The organism is Rhizobium sp. GCM10022189 (assembly GCF_042656325.1).
Taxonomy (GTDB): domain Bacteria; phylum Pseudomonadota; class Alphaproteobacteria; order Rhizobiales; family Rhizobiaceae; genus Rhizobium.
Genome location: NZ_JBHSOR010000058.1, coordinates 111203 through 128595 on the forward strand (window position 1 = coordinate 111203; position 17393 = coordinate 128595).

The 17393-nt window shown below is 61.2% G+C and carries 18 protein-coding genes; 9 read left to right on the forward strand and 9 right to left on the reverse strand.

Annotated elements, in window-relative coordinates; translation table 11 throughout:
• The gene (locus tag ACFPWW_RS29500) at positions 1 to 189 is read left to right on the forward strand and encodes a Trm112 family protein (protein WP_112545684.1); all 189 of its coding nucleotides are present in this window, start codon (positions 1 to 3) and stop codon (positions 187 to 189) included.
• Between the two features lie 23 nt (positions 190 to 212).
• Here ACFPWW_RS29500 and ACFPWW_RS29505 read toward each other — a convergent pair whose 3' ends face one another.
• On the reverse strand, positions 213 to 1427 hold the full coding sequence (locus tag ACFPWW_RS29505) for a ubiquinone biosynthesis hydroxylase (protein ID WP_377314777.1): 1215 nt from the start codon (positions 1425 to 1427) through the stop codon (positions 213 to 215).
• An 85-nt stretch (positions 1428 to 1512) separates the two neighbouring features.
• Between ACFPWW_RS29505 and tesB the strand changes: the two genes are divergently transcribed.
• The 6 genes from tesB to ACFPWW_RS29535 all read left to right on the forward strand — a co-directional run bounded on the left by tesB (position 1513) and on the right by ACFPWW_RS29535 (position 9040).
• Complete coding sequence (tesB, locus tag ACFPWW_RS29510) at positions 1513 to 2397, forward strand: acyl-CoA thioesterase II (protein ID WP_377314742.1); 885 nt, start codon at positions 1513 to 1515, stop codon at positions 2395 to 2397.
• A gap of 223 nt (positions 2398 to 2620) precedes the next feature.
• On the forward strand, positions 2621 to 2959 hold the full coding sequence (locus tag ACFPWW_RS29515; RefSeq protein ID WP_085990525.1) for a P-II family nitrogen regulator: 339 nt from the start codon (positions 2621 to 2623) through the stop codon (positions 2957 to 2959).
• A 28-nt stretch (positions 2960 to 2987) separates the two neighbouring features.
• Entirely contained in the window at positions 2988 to 4421 is a 1434-nt protein-coding gene (locus tag ACFPWW_RS29520) for an ammonium transporter (RefSeq protein ID WP_377314744.1), read from the forward strand.
• 235 nt (positions 4422 to 4656) lie between these two features.
• Positions 4657 to 7326 (forward strand): FtsK/SpoIIIE family DNA translocase, encoded by a 2670-nt coding sequence (locus ACFPWW_RS29525; RefSeq protein ID WP_377314746.1) that lies wholly within the window; start codon positions 4657 to 4659, stop codon positions 7324 to 7326.
• Positions 7327 to 7462: 136 nt separating this feature from the next.
• The gene (locus ACFPWW_RS29530; RefSeq protein WP_377314748.1) at positions 7463 to 8137 is read left to right on the forward strand and encodes an outer membrane lipoprotein carrier protein LolA; all 675 of its coding nucleotides are present in this window, start codon (positions 7463 to 7465) and stop codon (positions 8135 to 8137) included.
• A 99-nt stretch (positions 8138 to 8236) separates the two neighbouring features.
• A complete protein-coding gene (locus ACFPWW_RS29535) occupies positions 8237 to 9040 on the forward strand; it encodes an exodeoxyribonuclease III (RefSeq protein WP_377314750.1) in 804 nt (267 codons plus the stop codon).
• Positions 9041 to 9045: 5 nt separating this feature from the next.
• Here ACFPWW_RS29535 and ACFPWW_RS29540 read toward each other — a convergent pair whose 3' ends face one another.
• Entirely contained in the window at positions 9046 to 9501 is a 456-nt protein-coding gene (locus ACFPWW_RS29540) for a cyclic nucleotide-binding domain-containing protein (protein WP_112564468.1), read from the reverse strand.
• A gap of 1 nt (position 9502) precedes the next feature.
• Positions 9503 to 10186 (reverse strand): response regulator transcription factor, encoded by a 684-nt coding sequence (locus ACFPWW_RS29545; RefSeq protein ID WP_112564470.1) that lies wholly within the window; start codon positions 10184 to 10186, stop codon positions 9503 to 9505.
• Positions 10187 to 10326: 140 nt separating this feature from the next.
• Between ACFPWW_RS29545 and ACFPWW_RS29550 the strand changes: the two genes are divergently transcribed.
• Positions 10327 to 10875: a L,D-transpeptidase family protein gene (locus ACFPWW_RS29550; RefSeq protein ID WP_377314752.1), complete on the forward strand. Its 549-nt coding sequence runs from the start codon at positions 10327 to 10329 to the stop codon at positions 10873 to 10875.
• Positions 10876 to 11021: 146 nt separating this feature from the next.
• Positions 11022 to 11852, forward strand: coding sequence for an aldo/keto reductase (locus ACFPWW_RS29555; RefSeq protein WP_113413243.1), 831 nt, complete (start codon positions 11022 to 11024; stop codon positions 11850 to 11852).
• A 57-nt stretch (positions 11853 to 11909) separates the two neighbouring features.
• Here the strand turns inward: ACFPWW_RS29555 and ACFPWW_RS29560 are convergent, their stop codons facing one another.
• From ACFPWW_RS29560 to trmD, 6 genes are all read right to left on the reverse strand, one after another.
• Entirely contained in the window at positions 11910 to 12290 is a 381-nt protein-coding gene (locus ACFPWW_RS29560; protein ID WP_377314754.1) for a cell surface protein, read from the reverse strand.
• A 228-nt stretch (positions 12291 to 12518) separates the two neighbouring features.
• A complete protein-coding gene (gene leuC / locus ACFPWW_RS29565) occupies positions 12519 to 13928 on the reverse strand; it encodes a 3-isopropylmalate dehydratase large subunit (protein WP_112702652.1) in 1410 nt (469 codons plus the stop codon).
• 242 nt (positions 13929 to 14170) lie between these two features.
• Complete coding sequence (locus ACFPWW_RS29570; RefSeq protein ID WP_377314756.1) at positions 14171 to 14989, reverse strand: amino acid ABC transporter permease; 819 nt, start codon at positions 14987 to 14989, stop codon at positions 14171 to 14173.
• Between the two features lie 18 nt (positions 14990 to 15007).
• Positions 15008 to 15805, reverse strand: a complete 798-nt coding sequence (locus tag ACFPWW_RS29575) for a basic amino acid ABC transporter substrate-binding protein (RefSeq protein ID WP_377314758.1) — start codon at positions 15803 to 15805, stop codon at positions 15008 to 15010.
• 146 nt (positions 15806 to 15951) lie between these two features.
• A complete protein-coding gene (rplS, locus tag ACFPWW_RS29580; protein ID WP_112564482.1) occupies positions 15952 to 16488 on the reverse strand; it encodes a 50S ribosomal protein L19 in 537 nt (178 codons plus the stop codon).
• Between the two features lie 198 nt (positions 16489 to 16686).
• Positions 16687 to 17388 (reverse strand): tRNA (guanosine(37)-N1)-methyltransferase TrmD, encoded by a 702-nt coding sequence (gene trmD / locus ACFPWW_RS29585; protein WP_377314760.1) that lies wholly within the window; start codon positions 17386 to 17388, stop codon positions 16687 to 16689.
• Between the last annotated feature and the right edge of the window lie 5 nt (positions 17389 to 17393).

Here is a 17393-nt window from a genome sequence, read left to right on the forward strand (position 1 = left end):
ATGGACGAAAAACTGAGCCGCGTCGATCCCAAACTTCTCGAGCTGCTCGTCTGCCCGCTCACCAAGGGGCGGCTTTCATACGATCGCGAGCACAATGAACTGGTCTCGGAAAAGGCACGGCTTGCCTATCCGATCAGGGACGGCATTCCGATCATGCTGGTTTCGGAAGCGCGCAGTCTCGAAGACTGATTTCTTCCTGCAGATGCTCTCTGTCAGATCGTCTGGCCCGAAAGCAGCCGCGGATTGTCCCTGGCTGTCGTTCCGGCTGCCTGGCCGATGAAGAAGGATTTCAGACCGGGCAGCCGGTCGACGATGCCGAGGCCGAAGTCGCGGGCAATGCGGATCGGCGCCGTGTCGTTGGAAAACAGCCGGTTCAGCACGTCTGTCGTGACGCCCATGCGGAACGTGTCGAAACGGCGCCAGCTCTGGTAGCGCTCCAGAATGTTGATGGCGCCGATATCGAGGCCAAGGCGATCGGCCTCCACGATGGTTTCGGCAAGCGCTGCCACATCCTTGAAACCGAGATTGAGGCCCTGGCCGGAGATCGGGTGGATGCCGTGCGCTGCGTCGCCGGCGAGCGCAAAGCGCGGGGCGACGAAGGAGCGGGCAAGCGTGAGGCCGAGCGGGAAGGCGCGCTTGTCCCCGACGACCTTGAGAGCGCCGAGCTTGTGGCCGAAGCGGCGTTCCAGCTCCTCCTCGAAGACCAGATCGTCGGCGGCAACGAGGCGGTTGGCGTCGTTCGTCCGCTCGGTCCAGACCAGAGAGGAGCGGTTGTCGCGCAGCGGCAGGATGGCGAAGGGGCCGGATGGCAGGAAATGCTCTTCGGCGTAGCCATGGTGCGGGCGCTCGTGCTCGACGGTCGTGACGATGCCGGATTGGCCATAGTCCCAGGTCACCGTCCTGATGCCGGCGAAGTCACGCAGCGTCGAGCGTACGCCGTCGCAGGCGACCAGCAGGCGCGATTGCTGCGTACTGCCGTCCGAAAGGCTGACCTCGATGCTGGTGTCGCCGGTCTTCAGCCCCGTGGCGCTGAGGCCGTGGCGGATCTCGATGCCGAGCCGCTCGCACAGCCCGCGCAGCGCGCCGACCATGGCGACATTGGGGATCATGTGGGCAAACGGCCGGCCATCGGCCACTTCGCCGTCGAAGGTCAGGAAGATCGGGCGGACAGGATCGGACATCCTGGAATCGGTCACGATCATCTTGTTGATCGGCTGAGCCTCCGGCTCGATTTCATCCCATATGCCGAAGACTTCGAGCATCTTCGTTGCGGCCGCGATGATGGCGGAAGCGCGCATGTCTTTCTTCCAGACATGGTCGGGTGCTGCCTCGATGACGGCGATATCGAGATGAGGTGCTGCCTGCTTGACCGCCACGGCCACGGACAGGCCGACATAACCTCCGCCCACAACCAGCATGTCCAGCATCATCAGCTCCTGTTACTTCCTACGACCAGATGCGATCTATATAGATCATGACGTTATCACTTCCTACCGCCGGGAGCCGAACAAAATGACGGAACAGACGGGCAGACCGACCGCCATGGAAACATTGATCGCGACGCTCGATATCGAGCCGATCGAGGTCGATATCTTTCGCGGCCGCAGTCCGCAGGTCGGCTGGCAGCGCGTGTTCGGCGGGCAGGTGATCGCACAGGCTCTGATGGCAGCACAGCGCACGGTGGACAGCGAGCGTTTCATTCACTCGCTGCATGCCTATTTCATGCGTCCCGGAGACCCTTCGGTGCCCATCGTCTACCAGGTTGAGCGTATCCGCGACGGATCGAGCTTCAACACGCGCCGGGCCGTCGCGATCCAGCACGGCAAGGCGATCTTTGCGCTTTCGGCCTCGTTCCAGCTGGAGGAGCCGGGTTTCGACCACCAGGTCCTCATGCCGTCGGTGCCGATGCCGGAATCACTGCTCGGCGAACAGCAGATCAAGGAACAATATCTTGCCCATGCGCCGGCGGCGGTGCGCAAATATTGGGAGCGCGAAAGGCCGATCGAAATCCGGCCTGTTTCGCTCAAGCACTATTTTACCCGGGAGAAGCTCGAACCGCGGCAGGATGTCTGGGTGCGGGCCACCGGTCCGGTACCGGACAGCCGGCTCTATCAGGCCGCGGTGCTTGCCTATATCTCGGACATGACGCTGCTCGATGCATCGCTGCATGCGCACGGAACGTCCATTTTCGATCAGAGCCTGCAGGTTGCAAGCCTCGACCATGCCATGTGGTTCCATCGCCCCGACACGCTCGACGACTGGCTGCTCTATACGCAGGACAGTCCTTCGGCGTCGGGTGCCCGGGGATTGACCCGCGGCAGCCTTTTTACGCGATCGGGTGTCCTGATCGCGTCGGTCGCGCAGGAGGGCCTGATTCGGAAAAAGGCAAATGAATAAATAATGTGCATATTTATAAATTTGCGCATTATTTATGCGCTTATTGGCCCATCATTTGCCTGTTTATTGGCGCCTTCTGTTATAGCCTTTAGATTTCAATAACTTATAGACTGTCACGAATCTGGCACGTCCTTTGAATGTCTATCGCCGGTCGCTGTTCATGAAACCGTCAGCGGCAAGGAGAGTCGGCTCCGCGCCGAGGATAACGAAGGATGGGATACAGATGAAAATTGTGATGGCCATTATCAAGCCGTTCAAGCTCGATGAGGTCCGCGAAGCCCTCACGGCGATCGGCATTCAGGGCCTGACTGTGACCGAAGTGAAGGGCTACGGTCGCCAGAAGGGGCACACCGAAATCTATCGCGGCACTGAATATGCGGTCAGCTTCCTGCCGAAGCTCAAGATCGAAATCGCGGTCGCATCGGAGATCGTCGACAAGGCAGTCGAGGCCATCGCAGCATCTGCCAAGACCGGCCAGATCGGTGACGGCAAAATCTTCGTCTACTCGATCGACCATGCCGTGCGCATCCGTACGGGCGAAACCGATTCAGAAGCGCTGTAAAGAACGGCAGATCAAGGAGCTATTTCCAATGTCAATTTCGAAGTTTTCCTCCAACATCGCACGGGTAGGCGCCCTGTCGGCCGCTCTGCTGGCGCCGGTTATCGCTTTCGCGCAGGAAGCCGCCCCGGCAGCCGCCGATGCTGCAGCCGCCGCTGCTCCGGCCATGACGATGGACAAGGGCGACAATACGTGGATGCTGGTCTCCACGGTTCTCGTTCTCTTGATGACCATCCCGGGCCTTGCTCTGTTCTACGGCGGTCTCGTCCGCGCCAAGAACATGCTCTCGGTTCTCATGCAGGTCTTCATGATCACCGCCGTCGTCATGATCATCTGGGTCACCTACGGCTATTCGCTCGCTTTCACGGATGGCGGCTCGCTCAACAGCTTCGTCGGCGGCTTCTCCAAGGCCTTCCTTGCCGGTGTGACGCCATCCTCGCTGGCCGAAACCTTCTCGAAGGGTGTGGCCATTCCGGAACTCACCTTCATCTGCTTCCAGATGACCTTCGCCTGCATCACGCCGGCCCTGATCGTCGGCGCCTTCGCCGAGCGTATCAAGTTCTCGGCCGTCATGCTCTTCGTCATCCTGTGGGTCACGTTCGTCTACTTCCCGATGGCGCACATGGTCTGGTTCTGGGGCGGCCCGAGCGCTTACACTGCACCAACTGGTCTCATCTTCTCGTATGGCGCGATCGACTTCGCCGGCGGCACGGTCGTTCACATCAATGCCGGTATTGCCGGCCTGATCGGCGCCATCATGCTCGGCAAGCGCACGGGCTATAAGAAGGAAATCATGGCACCGCACTCCATGACGCTCACCATGGTCGGCGCATCGCTCCTGTGGGTCGGCTGGTTCGGCTTCAACGCCGGCTCCAACCTGGAAGCCAACGGTTATGCATCGCTCGCCATGATCAACACCTTCGTTGCAACGGCTGCCGCCGCTGTCTCCTGGTGCATCGTTGAAAGCTTCGCTCGCGGCAAGGCCTCCATGCTCGGTGCTGCCTCGGGTGCCGTTGCCGGCCTCGTTGCCGTGACGCCGGCTGCCGGTTTCGCCGGTCCGATGGGTGCTGTCGTTCTCGGCCTCATCGTTTCGCCGATCTGCTACTTCTTCGTCGATGTCGTGAAGAACAAGTTCAACTATGACGACTCGCTCGATGTGTTCGGCGTCCATTGCGTCGGCGGCATCGTTGGCGCGATCGGCACCGGCATTCTCGTCAATCCGGCCCTCGGCGGCGCCGGTATCGTCGATTATTCGACGCCGGACTTTGCGGCCTCCTATGCCGGCACGGCAACCCAGGTCTGGGCACAGCTCAAGGGCGTTCTGACCACGATCGTCTGGTCGGGCATCGGTTCTGCGATCCTCTACAAGATCGTCGATGTCATTATCGGCCTGCGCGTTCCGGTCGAAGCCGAGCGTGAAGGTCTCGACCTCGCAACGCACGGCGAAGCCGCCTACCACGCGTAATCACAGGGTTTGCGGCGCCCGGCACAAGGGCGCCGCCGAACGGCCCGTCGCGGCCTATCTAACCATAAGCCGCTCTTGGCCCGGACCTTCCAAGGTTCGGGCCTTTTTCTTTTAGTCATCCGACATATGCATGGTTAACATCGCTTTAACCCTAGTTTGATTAGGTGGAGCGGACGCATTTGGCGCGGCGAACATTGGCGATTCGCGTGCCCACAGGCATTGGACGGGTTAGAACATGGCAAGAAGCACGTCGGCGGCAATGGATGGCCGCCCTGACCGGTTCTCCTTCTCGGCATTCATCCTGCGGCAGATCCAGGCTCTCGCAGGCTTTGCGGTCTTCGTGGTGCTGGCGCTTGCAGTTGCGGCGCTGGCGACGTGGAACGTGACCGACCCCAGCTATTCCTATGCCACCGGCAATCTGCCGACCAATGTGCTCGGCTATAGCGGCGCTGCCTTTGCCGATATCGCCATGCAGTTCCTGGGGCTTGCCAGCGTCGTGTCGATGCTGCCGATCGTTGCCTGGGCACTGGCACTGATTTCCGGCCGCCGCCTCAGCCGCATTCCGGCGCGTGCCGGCGCCTGGCTTGCCGGCACGGTGCTTTCCTCCGCCGTCATCGGCTGTTTTCCGCCGCCGCTCACCTGGCCGATCCCGAACGGTATTGGCGGGGTCATCGGCGACATGATCCTGCGTTTTCCCGCCCTCTTCGTCGGTGCCTATCCGACCGGTGTCTTTGCCACTGCCGTCGGCTGCGTCTTCGCCGTTCCGACCGCGTGGATGATGCTTTTTGCCGCCGGAATCGTCGGCCGCAGCGAGCTCGACGAGGAGGAGGAAGAAGAAGAGGATTATGTCGATACCCGCAGCAAAGTGCGTGTCGTCGGCGATGAGGACGAGGACGACGATGGCTCCCGCTGGATGGCCTTCAGCGGCGCCATGACGCATGCCTGGTATATGAACCAGGCGCGTCTGCGCCGACTTTTCGGCATGGGGCCACGCAAACGCCGCCAGAGCGACTTCGAATCGCCCTATGATTTCAACGACGACGAATTCGGCACCTTGAACGAGCCGGTGCGTGCCAAGCCTGCAGCGCGCGGCGAACGCATGGATCCTTCCATGGAGCCGCGCGCCGTTTCGAGCCGCCGCGTGGTTTCGACGCCTTCCATCTCGCTCAACGACGATGAGGACGACGATCCGCCGTTCGATACCGACATGCCGCCGCGCCCGGCCGATATCCTGCCCGATGACGATGAGGACGACTGGATGATTCGCGCGCCGGCCAAACCGGCCGGCAAACCCGAGCCGCGCGTCATCCCCGCATCCGCCCGTCCAAAACCCGGCGCCCGCGTCGAACGCGAGGCGCAAGGTTCGTTCATCCGGCCGGAAGGCTTCCAGCTTCCCTCCATGCACCTGCTTGCCGAGCCGAAGAACGTGGTGCGCGATTCCACGCTTTCTGCCGACGCACTGGAACAGAATGCCCGCATGCTAGAAGGCGTGCTGGAGGATTTCGGCGTCAAGGGCGAGATCATCCATGTCCGCCCCGGCCCGGTCGTGACACTTTACGAGCTGGAACCGGCACCCGGTATCAAGTCCTCCCGCGTCATCGGTCTTGCCGACGACATTGCCCGTTCGATGAGCGCAATTGCCGCCCGTGTCGCGGTTGTGCCGGGTCGTAACGCGATCGGGATCGAATTGCCGAACCAGACGCGCGAAACCGTCTATCTGCGCGAGCTCATCGCGTCGCGTGATTTTGAAAGCTCCAAGGCGAAGCTTGCCATGGCGCTCGGCAAGACGATCGGCGGCGAGGCTGTGATCGCCGACCTCGCCAAGATGCCGCATCTGCTCGTGGCCGGTACCACGGGCTCCGGCAAGTCGGTTGCCATCAACACCATGATCCTGTCGTTGCTCTACCGCATGACGCCGGAACAGTGCCGCCTCATCATGATCGACCCGAAGATGCTGGAACTTTCCGTCTATGACGGCATCCCGCATCTGCTCTCGCCCGTCGTGACGGATCCGAAGAAGGCTGTCGTCGCGCTCAAATGGACCGTCCGCGAGATGGAAGAGCGCTACAAGAAGATGTCGAAGATCGGCGTGCGCAATATCGACGGCTTCAATACGCGCGTCGAGCAGGCGCTTGCCAAGGGCGATACGATCTCGCGCACGGTGCAGACCGGCTTCGACCGGCAGACCGGCGAGGCGGTCTACGAGACCGAGGAATTCGACCTGCAGCCGATGCCCTATATCGTCGTCATCATCGACGAAATGGCCGACCTGATGATGGTCGCCGGCAAGGATATCGAAGGTGCCGTCCAGCGCCTCGCGCAGATGGCGCGTGCTGCCGGCATCCATGTCATCATGGCAACCCAGCGCCCCTCGGTCGACGTCATCACCGGCACGATCAAGGCGAACTTCCCGACCCGCATCTCCTTCCAGGTGACGTCCAAGATCGACAGCCGCACGATCCTCGGCGAGCAGGGCGCAGAACAGCTGCTCGGCATGGGTGACATGCTCTACATGGCCGGTGGCGGCCGGATCCAGCGCGTCCACGGTCCTTTTGTCTCCGACGTCGAAGTCGAGGAGATCGTCTCCTATCTGAAGACACAGGGCTCGCCGCAATATCTCGATGCCATCACGGCCGACGATGACGAGGATGGCGACTATGGCGGCGGTCCGGCCGGCACGGCAAATCTCTCCGATTCGGAAGACCCCTATGACCAGGCCGTCGCCATCGTCCTGCGTGACGGCAAGGCGTCCACATCCTATGTTCAGCGCAGGCTCGGTATCGGTTATAACAGAGCAGCATCGCTGATCGAACGCATGGAACAGGAGGGCATTATCGGCCCGGCCAACCATGCCGGCAAACGCGAGATTCTCGTGCCGACGGATGGGGATATCCTCGACCGCTGAGGAAAGAAATTTTTGATGGCTCGGCCCATCCGGTGGAAACCTCGGGGCATGTAATCCGTTACCTTTCACCGGGCGATCGCGGCGCCTTGAAGACGCCGCCTTTCGGCGGCATGCAGACCGCATACAGGAGGTTCATATGACCAACTCCGCATCCATCTTTTCCGGCCTGCCGGTATCCCGCCGCGATGTTCTCGGCGTATTCGCCGCCGCGGCCGTTGTAAGTGCCGTCCCGTTCCCCGTTTTCGCCCAGGCGGCAGCACCGGTCGCCAACAGCGCTACGGCGCAGGCCATCGCCGATCATTTCTCCGGCGTTGCCACCATGCAGGGCGAGTTCGTGCAATTCGGCCCGCGCGGCGAACAGACCGGCGGCAAGTTCTTTATCGAGCGTCCCGGCAAGCTGCGTTTCAACTATGATGATCCGTCGCCGATGCGCGTCATCGCCGATGGCAGGAATGTCGCGATCGGCAACGTGAAGTTGAAGACATGGGATCTTTATCCGCTCTCCAAGACGCCGCTCAGCCTGTTGCTGGCGCAGCGTATCGACCTTTCCGCCGGCATGGTGAAGGGCGTGAAGGAAGAATCCGATCTGACGACGATCTCGCTCGGCAACAATACGGTATTCGGCAATTCGACCATCACGATGATGTTCGATCCGAAGACCTACGATCTGCGCCAGTGGACGATCACGGACAACCAGGGCAAGGATACGTCCGTCATGATCTTCAACGTGAAGACCGGCGTTGCCTTCGACGACCGCGTCTTCCGCGTGCCCTACGAGGATATCAAGGGCACCTCGGCGAACCGGGATTGATGCTTTTCGGTTGATCGCCGGCCGCTTTTGCCTGCGGCCGGTTTTCTCGCCGCTCTCTTTGCTCTAAAGCCTTTTCGGACGGATCTGAAAGGGCCTGGCATGAGCTTTTCCATTACCACCTGGAACATCAATTCGGTGCGGCTGCGCATGCCGATTGTCGAGCAGCTGGTGCGCAAGCACCGGCCCGATATCCTCTGCCTGCAGGAAACCAAGGTTCCGAACGATCTCTTCCCGCTGGCGCCGCTGCGCGCCATGGGCTACGAGCATATCATCGTCCACGGCCAGAAGGGCTACCACGGCGTTGCCATCGCCTCCCGCGTGCCGCTGACGGAAGACCATCGGCAGGATTACTGCAATGTCGGCGATGCGCGCCATATTTCCGCGATCTTCGAACGCGGCAACCGGCGCATCCGCCTGCACAATTTCTACGTCCCTGCAGGCGGTGACGAGCCTGATCGCACGATCAATCCAAAATTCGGCCACAAGCTCGATTTCATCGAGGAAATGAAGAATCTCAAGGCCAGCGCCGAGCCGAACACTTCAGCCATTCTCGTCGGCGACCTCAATATCGCGCCGCTGGAACATGATGTCTGGTCGCACAAGCAGCTTCTGAAGATCGTGAGCCATACGCCCGTCGAAACCGACGGGCTCATCGAGGTCATGAAGCGCGGCGGCTGGCACGATCTCATGCGCCAGCATGTGCCTGCCAATGAGAAGCTCTATACGTGGTGGAGCTACCGTGCGAAGGATTGGGAGGCTGCTGACAAGGGCCGGCGCCTCGACCATATCTGGTCCTCGCCCGACCTCGGCCCGCATCTGCAGCGTATCGATGTGCTGAAGGAAGCGCGCGGCTGGGACCGGCCGTCCGACCATGTGCCGGTGACGGTACATCTCAACATCTGAAGGCGTCAGCTGAAGCGGTGAAACTGGCTTGCGGCCTGTGCCGCAAGGTCGGCAATGCTGTCGCGGATGCGGTTTTCCATGATCCGCGCCGCCGACGGATATTCCTCGATCAGACGATGGAACAGCGCCCGCGTAATGCGGATGATGCCGGTATCCTCGCGCGCGATCGCCGTGAACTTGCGCTCCACCAGCGTGATAAGGGCGAGTTCCGAAATCAATGCTCCGGGGCCGGCGATGGCTTCGGTCCGCCCTATGCCGTCGGAACCGGTCACGCTGAGTTCGAGACTGCCGCTGGTGATCACATAGGCGCTTTCTGCGGGTGAACCCTGACGAAACAGCATCTGGCCGGCCGCAATCACGCGACGATCGGCGCCGAAGGCAATCAGGCGCAGCTGGTCGTCGTTCATGTCCTTGAAGAGCGGAAGCTGCGACAGCAGATGGATATCGTCGGAAAGAGACATGCTACGGGATGATTTTGTAGCCGCCGTTTTCCGTCACGAGGATCTCGGCGTTGGACGGATCCCGCTCGATCTTCTGGCGCAGGCGGTAAACGTGGGTTTCCAGCGTGTGGGTGGTGACGCCGGAATTGTAGCCCCAGACTTCTTCCAGCAGCACGTCGCGGGTCACGACCTTCTGTTCGGCGCGGTAGAGGTAACGGATGATTGCCGCTTCCTTTTCCGTCAGACGGATCTTCTGGCCGTTGTCGGTCGTGAGCAGCTTCTGGCTCGGCTTGAAGAGATAGGGGCCGACAGTGAAGGTGGCGTCCTCGCTCTGTTCGTGCTGGCGCAGCTGCACGCGGATGCGGGCAAGCAGCACCGCGAAACGGAATGGCTTGGTGACATAGTCGTTGGCGCCGGCCTCAAGGCCAAGGATCGTGTCGGAGTCCGTGTCGTGGCCGGTCAGCATGATGATCGGCGCCTTGAAACCGCCCTTGCGCAGCAGCTTCACGGCTTCGCGGCCGTCCATGTCGGGCAGGCCGACGTCCATGATCAAGAGATCGACCGGGTTGGAGCGGGCGGCCTGCACGCCTTTGCCGGCGGTCGCTTCCTGCAGGACCGTGAATTCCTCATACAACGACAGTTGCTCCGTCAGCGTCTGGCGAAGGTCGTCGTCGTCATCCACCAGAAGAATGGTGCGTGCGGTCATGCGGGTGCGTCCTTGCGTTCTGTCAGATACTTCCTACGCCAAATTCCACATTTGGCAAGGATTGGCGGTCTGCGGTTGCCGTCTCGGGGTTCATATGGTTTCAATCGAAGCCCAAGGCAATTCAAGAACATGCGAGAAAAATGGAAAAAGCAAGGCGAGAGCGAAATGGCCGGCCCTCAACGCTCGTGGTACGTGCCGCTCCAGGCAGGAAGAGCAGGGCCATCGTGCGTTTTGGTCCGCTTACCCTTATGGCCGCGATCGGCCGGAGCGGACGTACGGTGGTAAAACGGGAAGGCGACGGCGCAACGCCGATCGCCGCCATGCGGCTGCTCCACGGTTTTCGTCGTGGCGAACGCAACGGGCATCTCCCGACAACCCTTTCCGTCAGGCGCATCCGGCCTGATATGCTGTGGTGCGATCAGCCCACCGATGCGAATTACAACAGGCTGGTCAAGGCGCCGTTCAAGCCGAGCCACGAGGAGATGAAACGGAACGACGGGCTTTACGATATATGCCTGGTTCTCGACTGGAACGTGACGTCCCGGGTGCGCAATCGCGGCTCGGCGATCTTCCTCCATCTCATCCGCCCCGGTTATGAGCCGACCGCCGGCTGTGTCGCCGTCAGCGCCCGCGACATGCGCCGTATCCTGCCCTTCCTCAGAAAGGGAACGATCGTCCGCGTTCTCTGATTGTATTGCCGGCCGCGTGTCCTATATGGATTTTCGACCGGATGCGCGGGCTGCAATGCATCCAAGGAAAGCCGCTTCGCGGCTTCAATTCATGCCCTATTCAATTCGTGTCTTTGGCCAATCCTTTAAACTTTCGGAGATATATTGTGACCACTCAACCCATCATTACATTCCACGACGGACATTCCATTCCCCAGGTGGGTCTCGGCGTCTGGCAGACGCCGCAGGAAATCGCGGCGCCGACCGTGCGCGCAGCGCTTGCCGCCGGCTATCGCCACATCGACACGGCGTCCGGCTATGACAACGAAGAGGGCGTCGGCGAAGGCATCCGCTCCTCCGGCATCGACCGCAAGGACATCTTCGTCACCACCAAGCTGCGCAATACGGACCAGGGCTATGACAATGCGCTGCGCGCCTTCGAGATCAGCCTGAAGAAGCTCGGCAGCGATTATATCGATCTCTACCTCATCCACTGGCCGTCGCCGCATCGCGGCCTCTATCGCGAAACCTGGAAGGCTTTCGTGCGCCTGCGCGAAGAGGGCCGCGTGCGCTCCATCGGCGTGTCGAACTTCTATCCCGACCATCTCGACCACATCGTCGGCGATACGGGTGTGGTTCCGGTGATCAACCAGATCGAGCTGCATCCGGACTTTCAGCAGAAGACCGCGCAGGAAGCACATAAGAAGCTGAACATCGTCACCGAATCCTGGAGCCCGCTCGGCCAGGGCCGCTTCATTTCCAATCCGGTCATCGGACAGATTGCCGCCAAGCACGGCAAGACCCCGGCGCAGGCCATCATTCGCTGGCACATCGATACCGGCCTCGTCGTCATTCCGAAGTCGGTGACGCCCTCGCGTATCGAGGAGAACTTCAATGTCTTCGATTTCAAGCTGGACAGCGAAGACATGGCTGCGATCGCCAAGCTCGACAGCGCCGGCGCCCGCATGGGTCCGGACCCCTATACCGCGACCTTCTAGGTCCCGGACAGGATGACCCTCTCCTCGCCCTTGAGGGTCATCCAATGCTGCAGACGATCAATAATTGCAGCTCGAGCCGCTCCCTGGATTGAAACGGAGACTGCAGTCCATATCCAGGGGACGCTTCCTGTCCATATGATAGGGCATGGGTCGGGCGAGCGGGGCCGGCGCGCCGATCGAGCCGGTCGTCTCCGATGAAGCGAAGGCCTTGGCAGGGTACCAGTAGCCGTCCGGCCCCTGGCGATATCCTTCACGCGGGCTCTGGTAGCCACGATAGCCGTTCCAGCTGTGCTCTTGCGCAGCGACCTGCCGGACAATGCGGGCTGTTTCAGGCGATGCGCCCATGTGCAGCGGCGCCGCAAGGGCGGCATTGGCTGGCGCGAGGCAGAGGGCTGCACCGAAGGCAATCGGCAAGCGCTTGATCCGTGTCTTGTTCATAGCTCTTCTCCGTCGACATCATTGAAGACCCTCCCTTTCCGGCTGAATCCGGGCCAAGCGGCAGGCGTCGCCTCGTTAACGGATGAGCGGGCGAAAAGAGGCAAGCGAATTGGACACTGTGTCGAATTTCATCCAGGTGTCACAAAGGATACCATCGCTATGCCCTTGAAACAAACAGCCCGGTGCCATGGAGCACCGGGCTGTTTCAAGCTGACTATGCGAGAGAGGTCAGTTCCACTCGCGGATATCGACAAAGTGGCCGGCAATCGCAGCCGCGGCGGCCATGGCCGGCGAGACGAGATGCGTGCGGCCCTTGAAGCCTTGACGGCCTTCGAAGTTGCGGTTCGAGGTCGAAGCGCAGCGCTCGCCCGGCTTCAGCCGGTCGTCATTCATGGCGAGGCACATGGAGCAGCCCGGCTCGCGCCAGTCGAAGCCCGCGGCCTTGAAGATCTTGTCGAGGCCTTCGGCTTCAGCCTGTTCCTTCACGAGGCCGGAGCCCGGAACGATCATGGCGTTGACGGTCGAGGCAACGGTCTTGCCTTCGACGACCTTGGCGGCGGCGCGCAAGTCTTCGATACGGCCGTTGGTGCAGGAACCGATGAAGACGCGGTCGATGGCGATATCGGTCATCTTCGTGCCGGGCTTCAGGCCCATATAGTCAAGTGCGCGCCACTTGGAGGCACGCTTCGTCTCGTCCTGGATTTCGTCCGGGTTCGGCACGATGCCCTGAACGGAGACGACGTCTTCGGGCGAGGAACCCCAGGAGACGATCGGCGGCAGATCGGCGGCGTTGAGCTTGACGACGCGGTCGAAATGCGCGCCTTCGTCGGATTTCAGCGTCTTCCAGTAGGCGATTGCCTGTTCCAGCGCTTCGCCCTTCGGCGCGCGCGGCTTGCCCTTGATATATTCGAAGGTGATCTCGTCAGGCGCGATCAGGCCGGCGCGGGCGCCGCCTTCGATCGACATGTTGCAGATCGTCATGCGGCCTTCCATCGACAGCGAGCGGATCGCCTCGCCGGCATATTCGATGACATAGCCGGTGCCGCCGGCGGTGCCGATCTCGCCGATGATGGCGAGGACGATATCCTTGGCGGTGACACCAGGCGGCAGCTGGCCGTCGACCTGCACCAGCATGTTCTTCGCCTTCTTCTGGATCAGCGTCTGGGTGGCGAGAACGTGCTCGACCTCGGACGTGCCGATACCATGGGCAAGCGAGCCGAAGGCGCCGTGCGTGGAAGTGTGGCTGTCGCCGCAGACGATCGTCATGCCCGGCAGGGTAAAGCCCTGTTCCGGTCCGATGATGTGGACGATGCCCTGGCGCTTGTCGCTCTCGGAGTAATATTCGACGTTGAACTCGGCGGCGTTCTTGGCGAGCTGTTCGACCTGAATGCGGCTTTCCTCATTCTTGATGCCGAGGTGGCGGTCGGCGGAGGTCGGAACGTTGTGGTCGACGACGGCAAGCGTCTTTTCCGGGGCGCGAACCTTGCGGCCGGACATGCGCAGGCCCTCGAAAGCCTGCGGCGAGGTGACTTCATGGACCAGATGACGGTCGATGTAGAGAAGACAGGTGCCGTCCTCCTGTTCGTCGACCAGATGGTCGGCCCAGATCTTGTCGTAAAGGGTACGCGGTGCGCTCATGGCTAATGTCCGTTTGGCTGGAGCATGGAATTTGAGGATGTGGCGGACAGGCTCCGCCGGCCGTCATTCGATCAACGAAGTCGGCTGTTGAGCGCACCGGAAACGGACGCAAAGAAACGTGCCGGCAGGCGGTAATGGTCCTGCAGCACGAAAATATGCGCACCGATGCATCTGAACTTGGATTCCATGGCGCTGGATATAGCGATTTTTGATCGAAACGGCAATTCGAATCGTAAGGCGCCCTAGCGTCGCGGCATCTGTTTCATTCTCTTCTCGATCCGCCGCAGGACGAGCGACAGGCCGATCGTCAGGATCAGGTATATATAGGTGACGATCGAATAGGTTTCGAAGAAGCGGAAGGAGCCGGAAGCGTAGACCTTGCCCATCTGGGTGATGTCGGCGACTCCGAGGACGGAGACGAGCGAGGAATCCTTCACCATCGAGACGAAGTCGTTGGAGAGCGGCGGGAAGATCACCCGGATTGCCTGCGGGAAGACGACAAGGCGGAAGCGGCGGTAGCGGGAGAGGCCGAGCGACTTGGCCGCCTCGATCTGGCCGATATCGACCGATTGAAAGCCGGCGCGGAAGATTTCGGCGATGAAGGAGGAATAGCCGATCATCAGAGCGATGATGGCGCGCCACATCAGCGACAGGTCGCGCACCAGGATCGGCTCTGTGATGCCGGCCTTCACCAGGGGCGTTATTGCAAAATTATAGGCAGCGACAAAACCCGGCGCGCCGACGAAGGCGATGTAGAAGAGCAGCACCAGGATCGGGATGCCCCTGATAATCTCGATATAGAAGCGGGCGATCTGGCGTAAGACGATGCTGTCGGAGAGGCCAAGCAGCGCGATGCCGAGGCCGAGCACCGTTGCCAGAACGAAGGCGACGAGTGTCACGAATACGGTCACGCCAACGCCATTGACGACGGTCCGGAAGACCTGCGCGTAAATGTCGTTGGTGACGATGACAACAGCGAGGACGATGCCGATCAGAACAAGGACGGCCAGCCACCAGGGGCGGTCGTCCTTCTCGTGTCGCGGGGATGGTTGTGGCGCCATCTGCGATCGCTCGGACGTTTATTCGCCCATCTTGTAGTCGAGGAACCACTTCTTGTTCAGTGCGTCGAACGTGCCGTCCGCCTTCAGGTCGGCAATGGCGGCATTGACGGGGGCGACGAGATCGGAACCCTTGGGGAAGATGAAGCCGAAGTCCTCGGTACCGAGCGGTTCGCCGACGACCTTCAGCCCGCCATTCGAGGAATCGACATAACCCTTGGCGGCAACGCTGTCGGTCAGGACGAGATCGACATCGCCGGTCTTCAGAGCCTGGACGGTCGCGCCGAAGGTCTCGAAGAGCTTGATGCGCGGGTTCTGTTCGTTGCCGTCGAGGATTTCGTAAACCGCAGTATAGAAGGGCGAGGTGCCCGGCTGGGCGCCGATCAGGCCATCCTTGAGTTCCGCGAAACTCTTGGCGTCGGTGAAGCGGCCTTCGTCACCGCGCACCAGCATGAACTGCTGCGAGCGCATATAGGGGTCGGAGAAGTCGACCTTCTGCTTGCGGTCGTCCTTGATGGTGATGCCGGTCATGCCGATATTGTACTGGCCGTCCGACACGGCCTGGATCATCGCGTCCCAGCTGGTGTTCTGGTATTCGACCTTGAAGTTCAGCCGCTTGGCGATTTCGTTCATCGCGTCATATTCCCAGCCGATCGCCTTGCCGGACTTGGGATCGACGAATTGCAGCGGCGGATAGGCGTTCTCCGTCACCACGACGACGGTCTTGCCACCGAGATCCGGCAGGCCGGCGGCAAAGGCTGTGAGCGGCGAAAACATAACGGCCGTCAGGCCGGCAAGAACGGTGCGGCGAAAGAACATGGTGTGGCTCCCCAATATTTGCATGGCAGAATTGTCATGGAACCTGCTGATATGGCAAGGCTGCAAGCGCCGTCGGGCGGCGCAAAAAAGAAAAGGCGGCCCAAAGACCGCCTTTTCCATGCAATGATTTTCGCTTTCGCGAGAGCTTATTCAGCCGAACCTTCAGCCGCGGCTGCAGCTTCTGCTGCGGCCTTTGCTTCGGCGGCTTCTGCTGCTGCCTTTTCGGCGGCGAGAGCCTGAGCTGCGGCGACCTTCTCAGCTTCGATCCGTGCCTTTTCGTCGGCAACGGCCTGGCGCTCGGCATCGTTGAGCTTGCGGGCGCGGGTGCCGGTGTTCTCGACGATACGAGCCGACTTGCCGCGACGGTCGCGCAGGTAGTAGAGCTTGGCGCGACGGACCTTACCGCGGCGAACGACTTCGACGCTTTCGATCAGCGGCGAGTAGACCGGGAACACGCGCTCGACGCCTTCGCCGTAGGAGATCTTGCGGACCGTGAAGTTTTCCTGCAGGCCGCCGCCGGAACGGGCGATGCAGACGCCTTCATAGGCCTGAACGCGGGTACGGTTGCCTTCCGTGACCTTCACGTTGACGCGGACGGTGTCGCCCGGAGAGAATTCGGGAAGCGTGCGCTTGGCTTCGATCTTGGCGGCCTGTTCGGCCTCAAGCTGCTGAATGATGTTCATCGTCTAAACCTTTGGTTCTTCTGAAACAGCCAGAGCGCTCACATTGTCCTTCGGTCTGTGCCTCCGGAGTTTGCCCTTGCAGGCGGGAGCGGATTCGCCATTCTTTGTTTGCTGGCAGACGGGGCGAGCCCCATTTCCGCGTGCGCCATTACACGAAAGAGTCCTGCTTGTCATCCCTTGGACGACAAATTTGTGAAATCAGCCGTCTTTTCCGGCCTTGCGTGCGGCAAGAAGATCGGGGCGCCTTTCCTTCGTCAGGGCCACGGCCCGTTCGTGGCGCCATTTCTCGATCGCTCCGTGATTGCCGGATGTCAGGATCGCCGGAATCTCGCGGCCTTCCCATTCCTGCGGGCGCGTGTAATGGGGATGTTCCAGCAGTCCGCCTTCAAAACTTTCATGCAGGCCGGAGAGATCGTTGCCCATGACGCCCGGCAAGATGCGGACGATCGCGTCGAGCAGGATCAAAGCCGCCGGCTCGCCGCCAGAGAGAACGTAGTCGCCGATCGAGACTTCCTCGAGTCCACGCGCCTCGATGACACGCTGATCGACGCCCTCGAAACGGCCGCAGACGATAATCACGCCTTCGCCGGCTGCGACCTGGCGTACACGTTCCTGCGTCAGCGGCTTGCCACGCGGGCTCATCAGCAGGCGCGGGCGGGTGTCGTTTTCACTGGCGCTGTCGATCGCACGGGCAAGCACGTCAGGCTTCAGCACCATGCCGGCGCCGCCGCCGGCGGGCGTATCGTCGACGGTGCGATGTTTGTCTGTCGCGAAATCGCGGATCTGCACGGTGTCGAGCGACCATTGCCCGCGCTCGGCTGCCTTGCCGGCGAGCGAAAAGCCAAGATGGCCCGGAAACATTTCCGGGTAGAGTGTCAGCACGGTCGCCCGGAAAGCCATGGCGT

Excerpts from the sequence above, each read along its gene's own strand:
- ACFPWW_RS29535 (WP_377314750.1), top strand. The coding sequence starts at position 8,237 with ATGAGCTTTTCCATTACCACCTGGAACATCAATTCGGTGCGGCTGCGC.
- leuC (WP_112702652.1), bottom strand. The coding sequence starts at position 13,928 with ATGAGCGCACCGCGTACCCTTTACGACAAGATCTGGGCCGACCATCTG.
- ACFPWW_RS29515 (WP_085990525.1), top strand. The coding sequence starts at position 2,621 with ATGAAAATTGTGATGGCCATTATCAAGCCGTTCAAGCTCGATGAGGTC.
- ACFPWW_RS29505 (WP_377314777.1), bottom strand. The coding sequence starts at position 1,427 with ATGCTGGACATGCTGGTTGTGGGCGGAGGTTATGTCGGCCTGTCCGTG.
- ACFPWW_RS29540 (WP_112564468.1), bottom strand. The coding sequence starts at position 9,501 with ATGTCTCTTTCCGACGATATCCATCTGCTGTCGCAGCTTCCGCTCTTC.
- rplS (WP_112564482.1), bottom strand. The coding sequence starts at position 16,488 with ATGAACATCATTCAGCAGCTTGAGGCCGAACAGGCCGCCAAGATCGAA.
- ACFPWW_RS29570 (WP_377314756.1), bottom strand. The coding sequence starts at position 14,989 with ATGGCGCCACAACCATCCCCGCGACACGAGAAGGACGACCGCCCCTGG.
- trmD (WP_377314760.1), bottom strand. The coding sequence starts at position 17,388 with ATGGCTTTCCGGGCGACCGTGCTGACACTCTACCCGGAAATGTTTCCG.
- ACFPWW_RS29550 (WP_377314752.1), top strand. The coding sequence starts at position 10,327 with ATGGAAAAAGCAAGGCGAGAGCGAAATGGCCGGCCCTCAACGCTCGTG.
- tesB (WP_377314742.1), top strand. The coding sequence starts at position 1,513 with ATGACGGAACAGACGGGCAGACCGACCGCCATGGAAACATTGATCGCG.
- ACFPWW_RS29525 (WP_377314746.1), top strand. The coding sequence starts at position 4,657 with ATGGCAAGAAGCACGTCGGCGGCAATGGATGGCCGCCCTGACCGGTTC.
- ACFPWW_RS29575 (WP_377314758.1), bottom strand. The coding sequence starts at position 15,805 with ATGTTCTTTCGCCGCACCGTTCTTGCCGGCCTGACGGCCGTTATGTTT.
- ACFPWW_RS29520 (WP_377314744.1), top strand. The coding sequence starts at position 2,988 with ATGTCAATTTCGAAGTTTTCCTCCAACATCGCACGGGTAGGCGCCCTG.
- ACFPWW_RS29500 (WP_112545684.1), top strand. The coding sequence starts at position 1 with ATGGACGAAAAACTGAGCCGCGTCGATCCCAAACTTCTCGAGCTGCTC.
- ACFPWW_RS29530 (WP_377314748.1), top strand. The coding sequence starts at position 7,463 with ATGACCAACTCCGCATCCATCTTTTCCGGCCTGCCGGTATCCCGCCGC.
- ACFPWW_RS29560 (WP_377314754.1), bottom strand. The coding sequence starts at position 12,290 with ATGAACAAGACACGGATCAAGCGCTTGCCGATTGCCTTCGGTGCAGCC.
- ACFPWW_RS29545 (WP_112564470.1), bottom strand. The coding sequence starts at position 10,186 with ATGACCGCACGCACCATTCTTCTGGTGGATGACGACGACGACCTTCGC.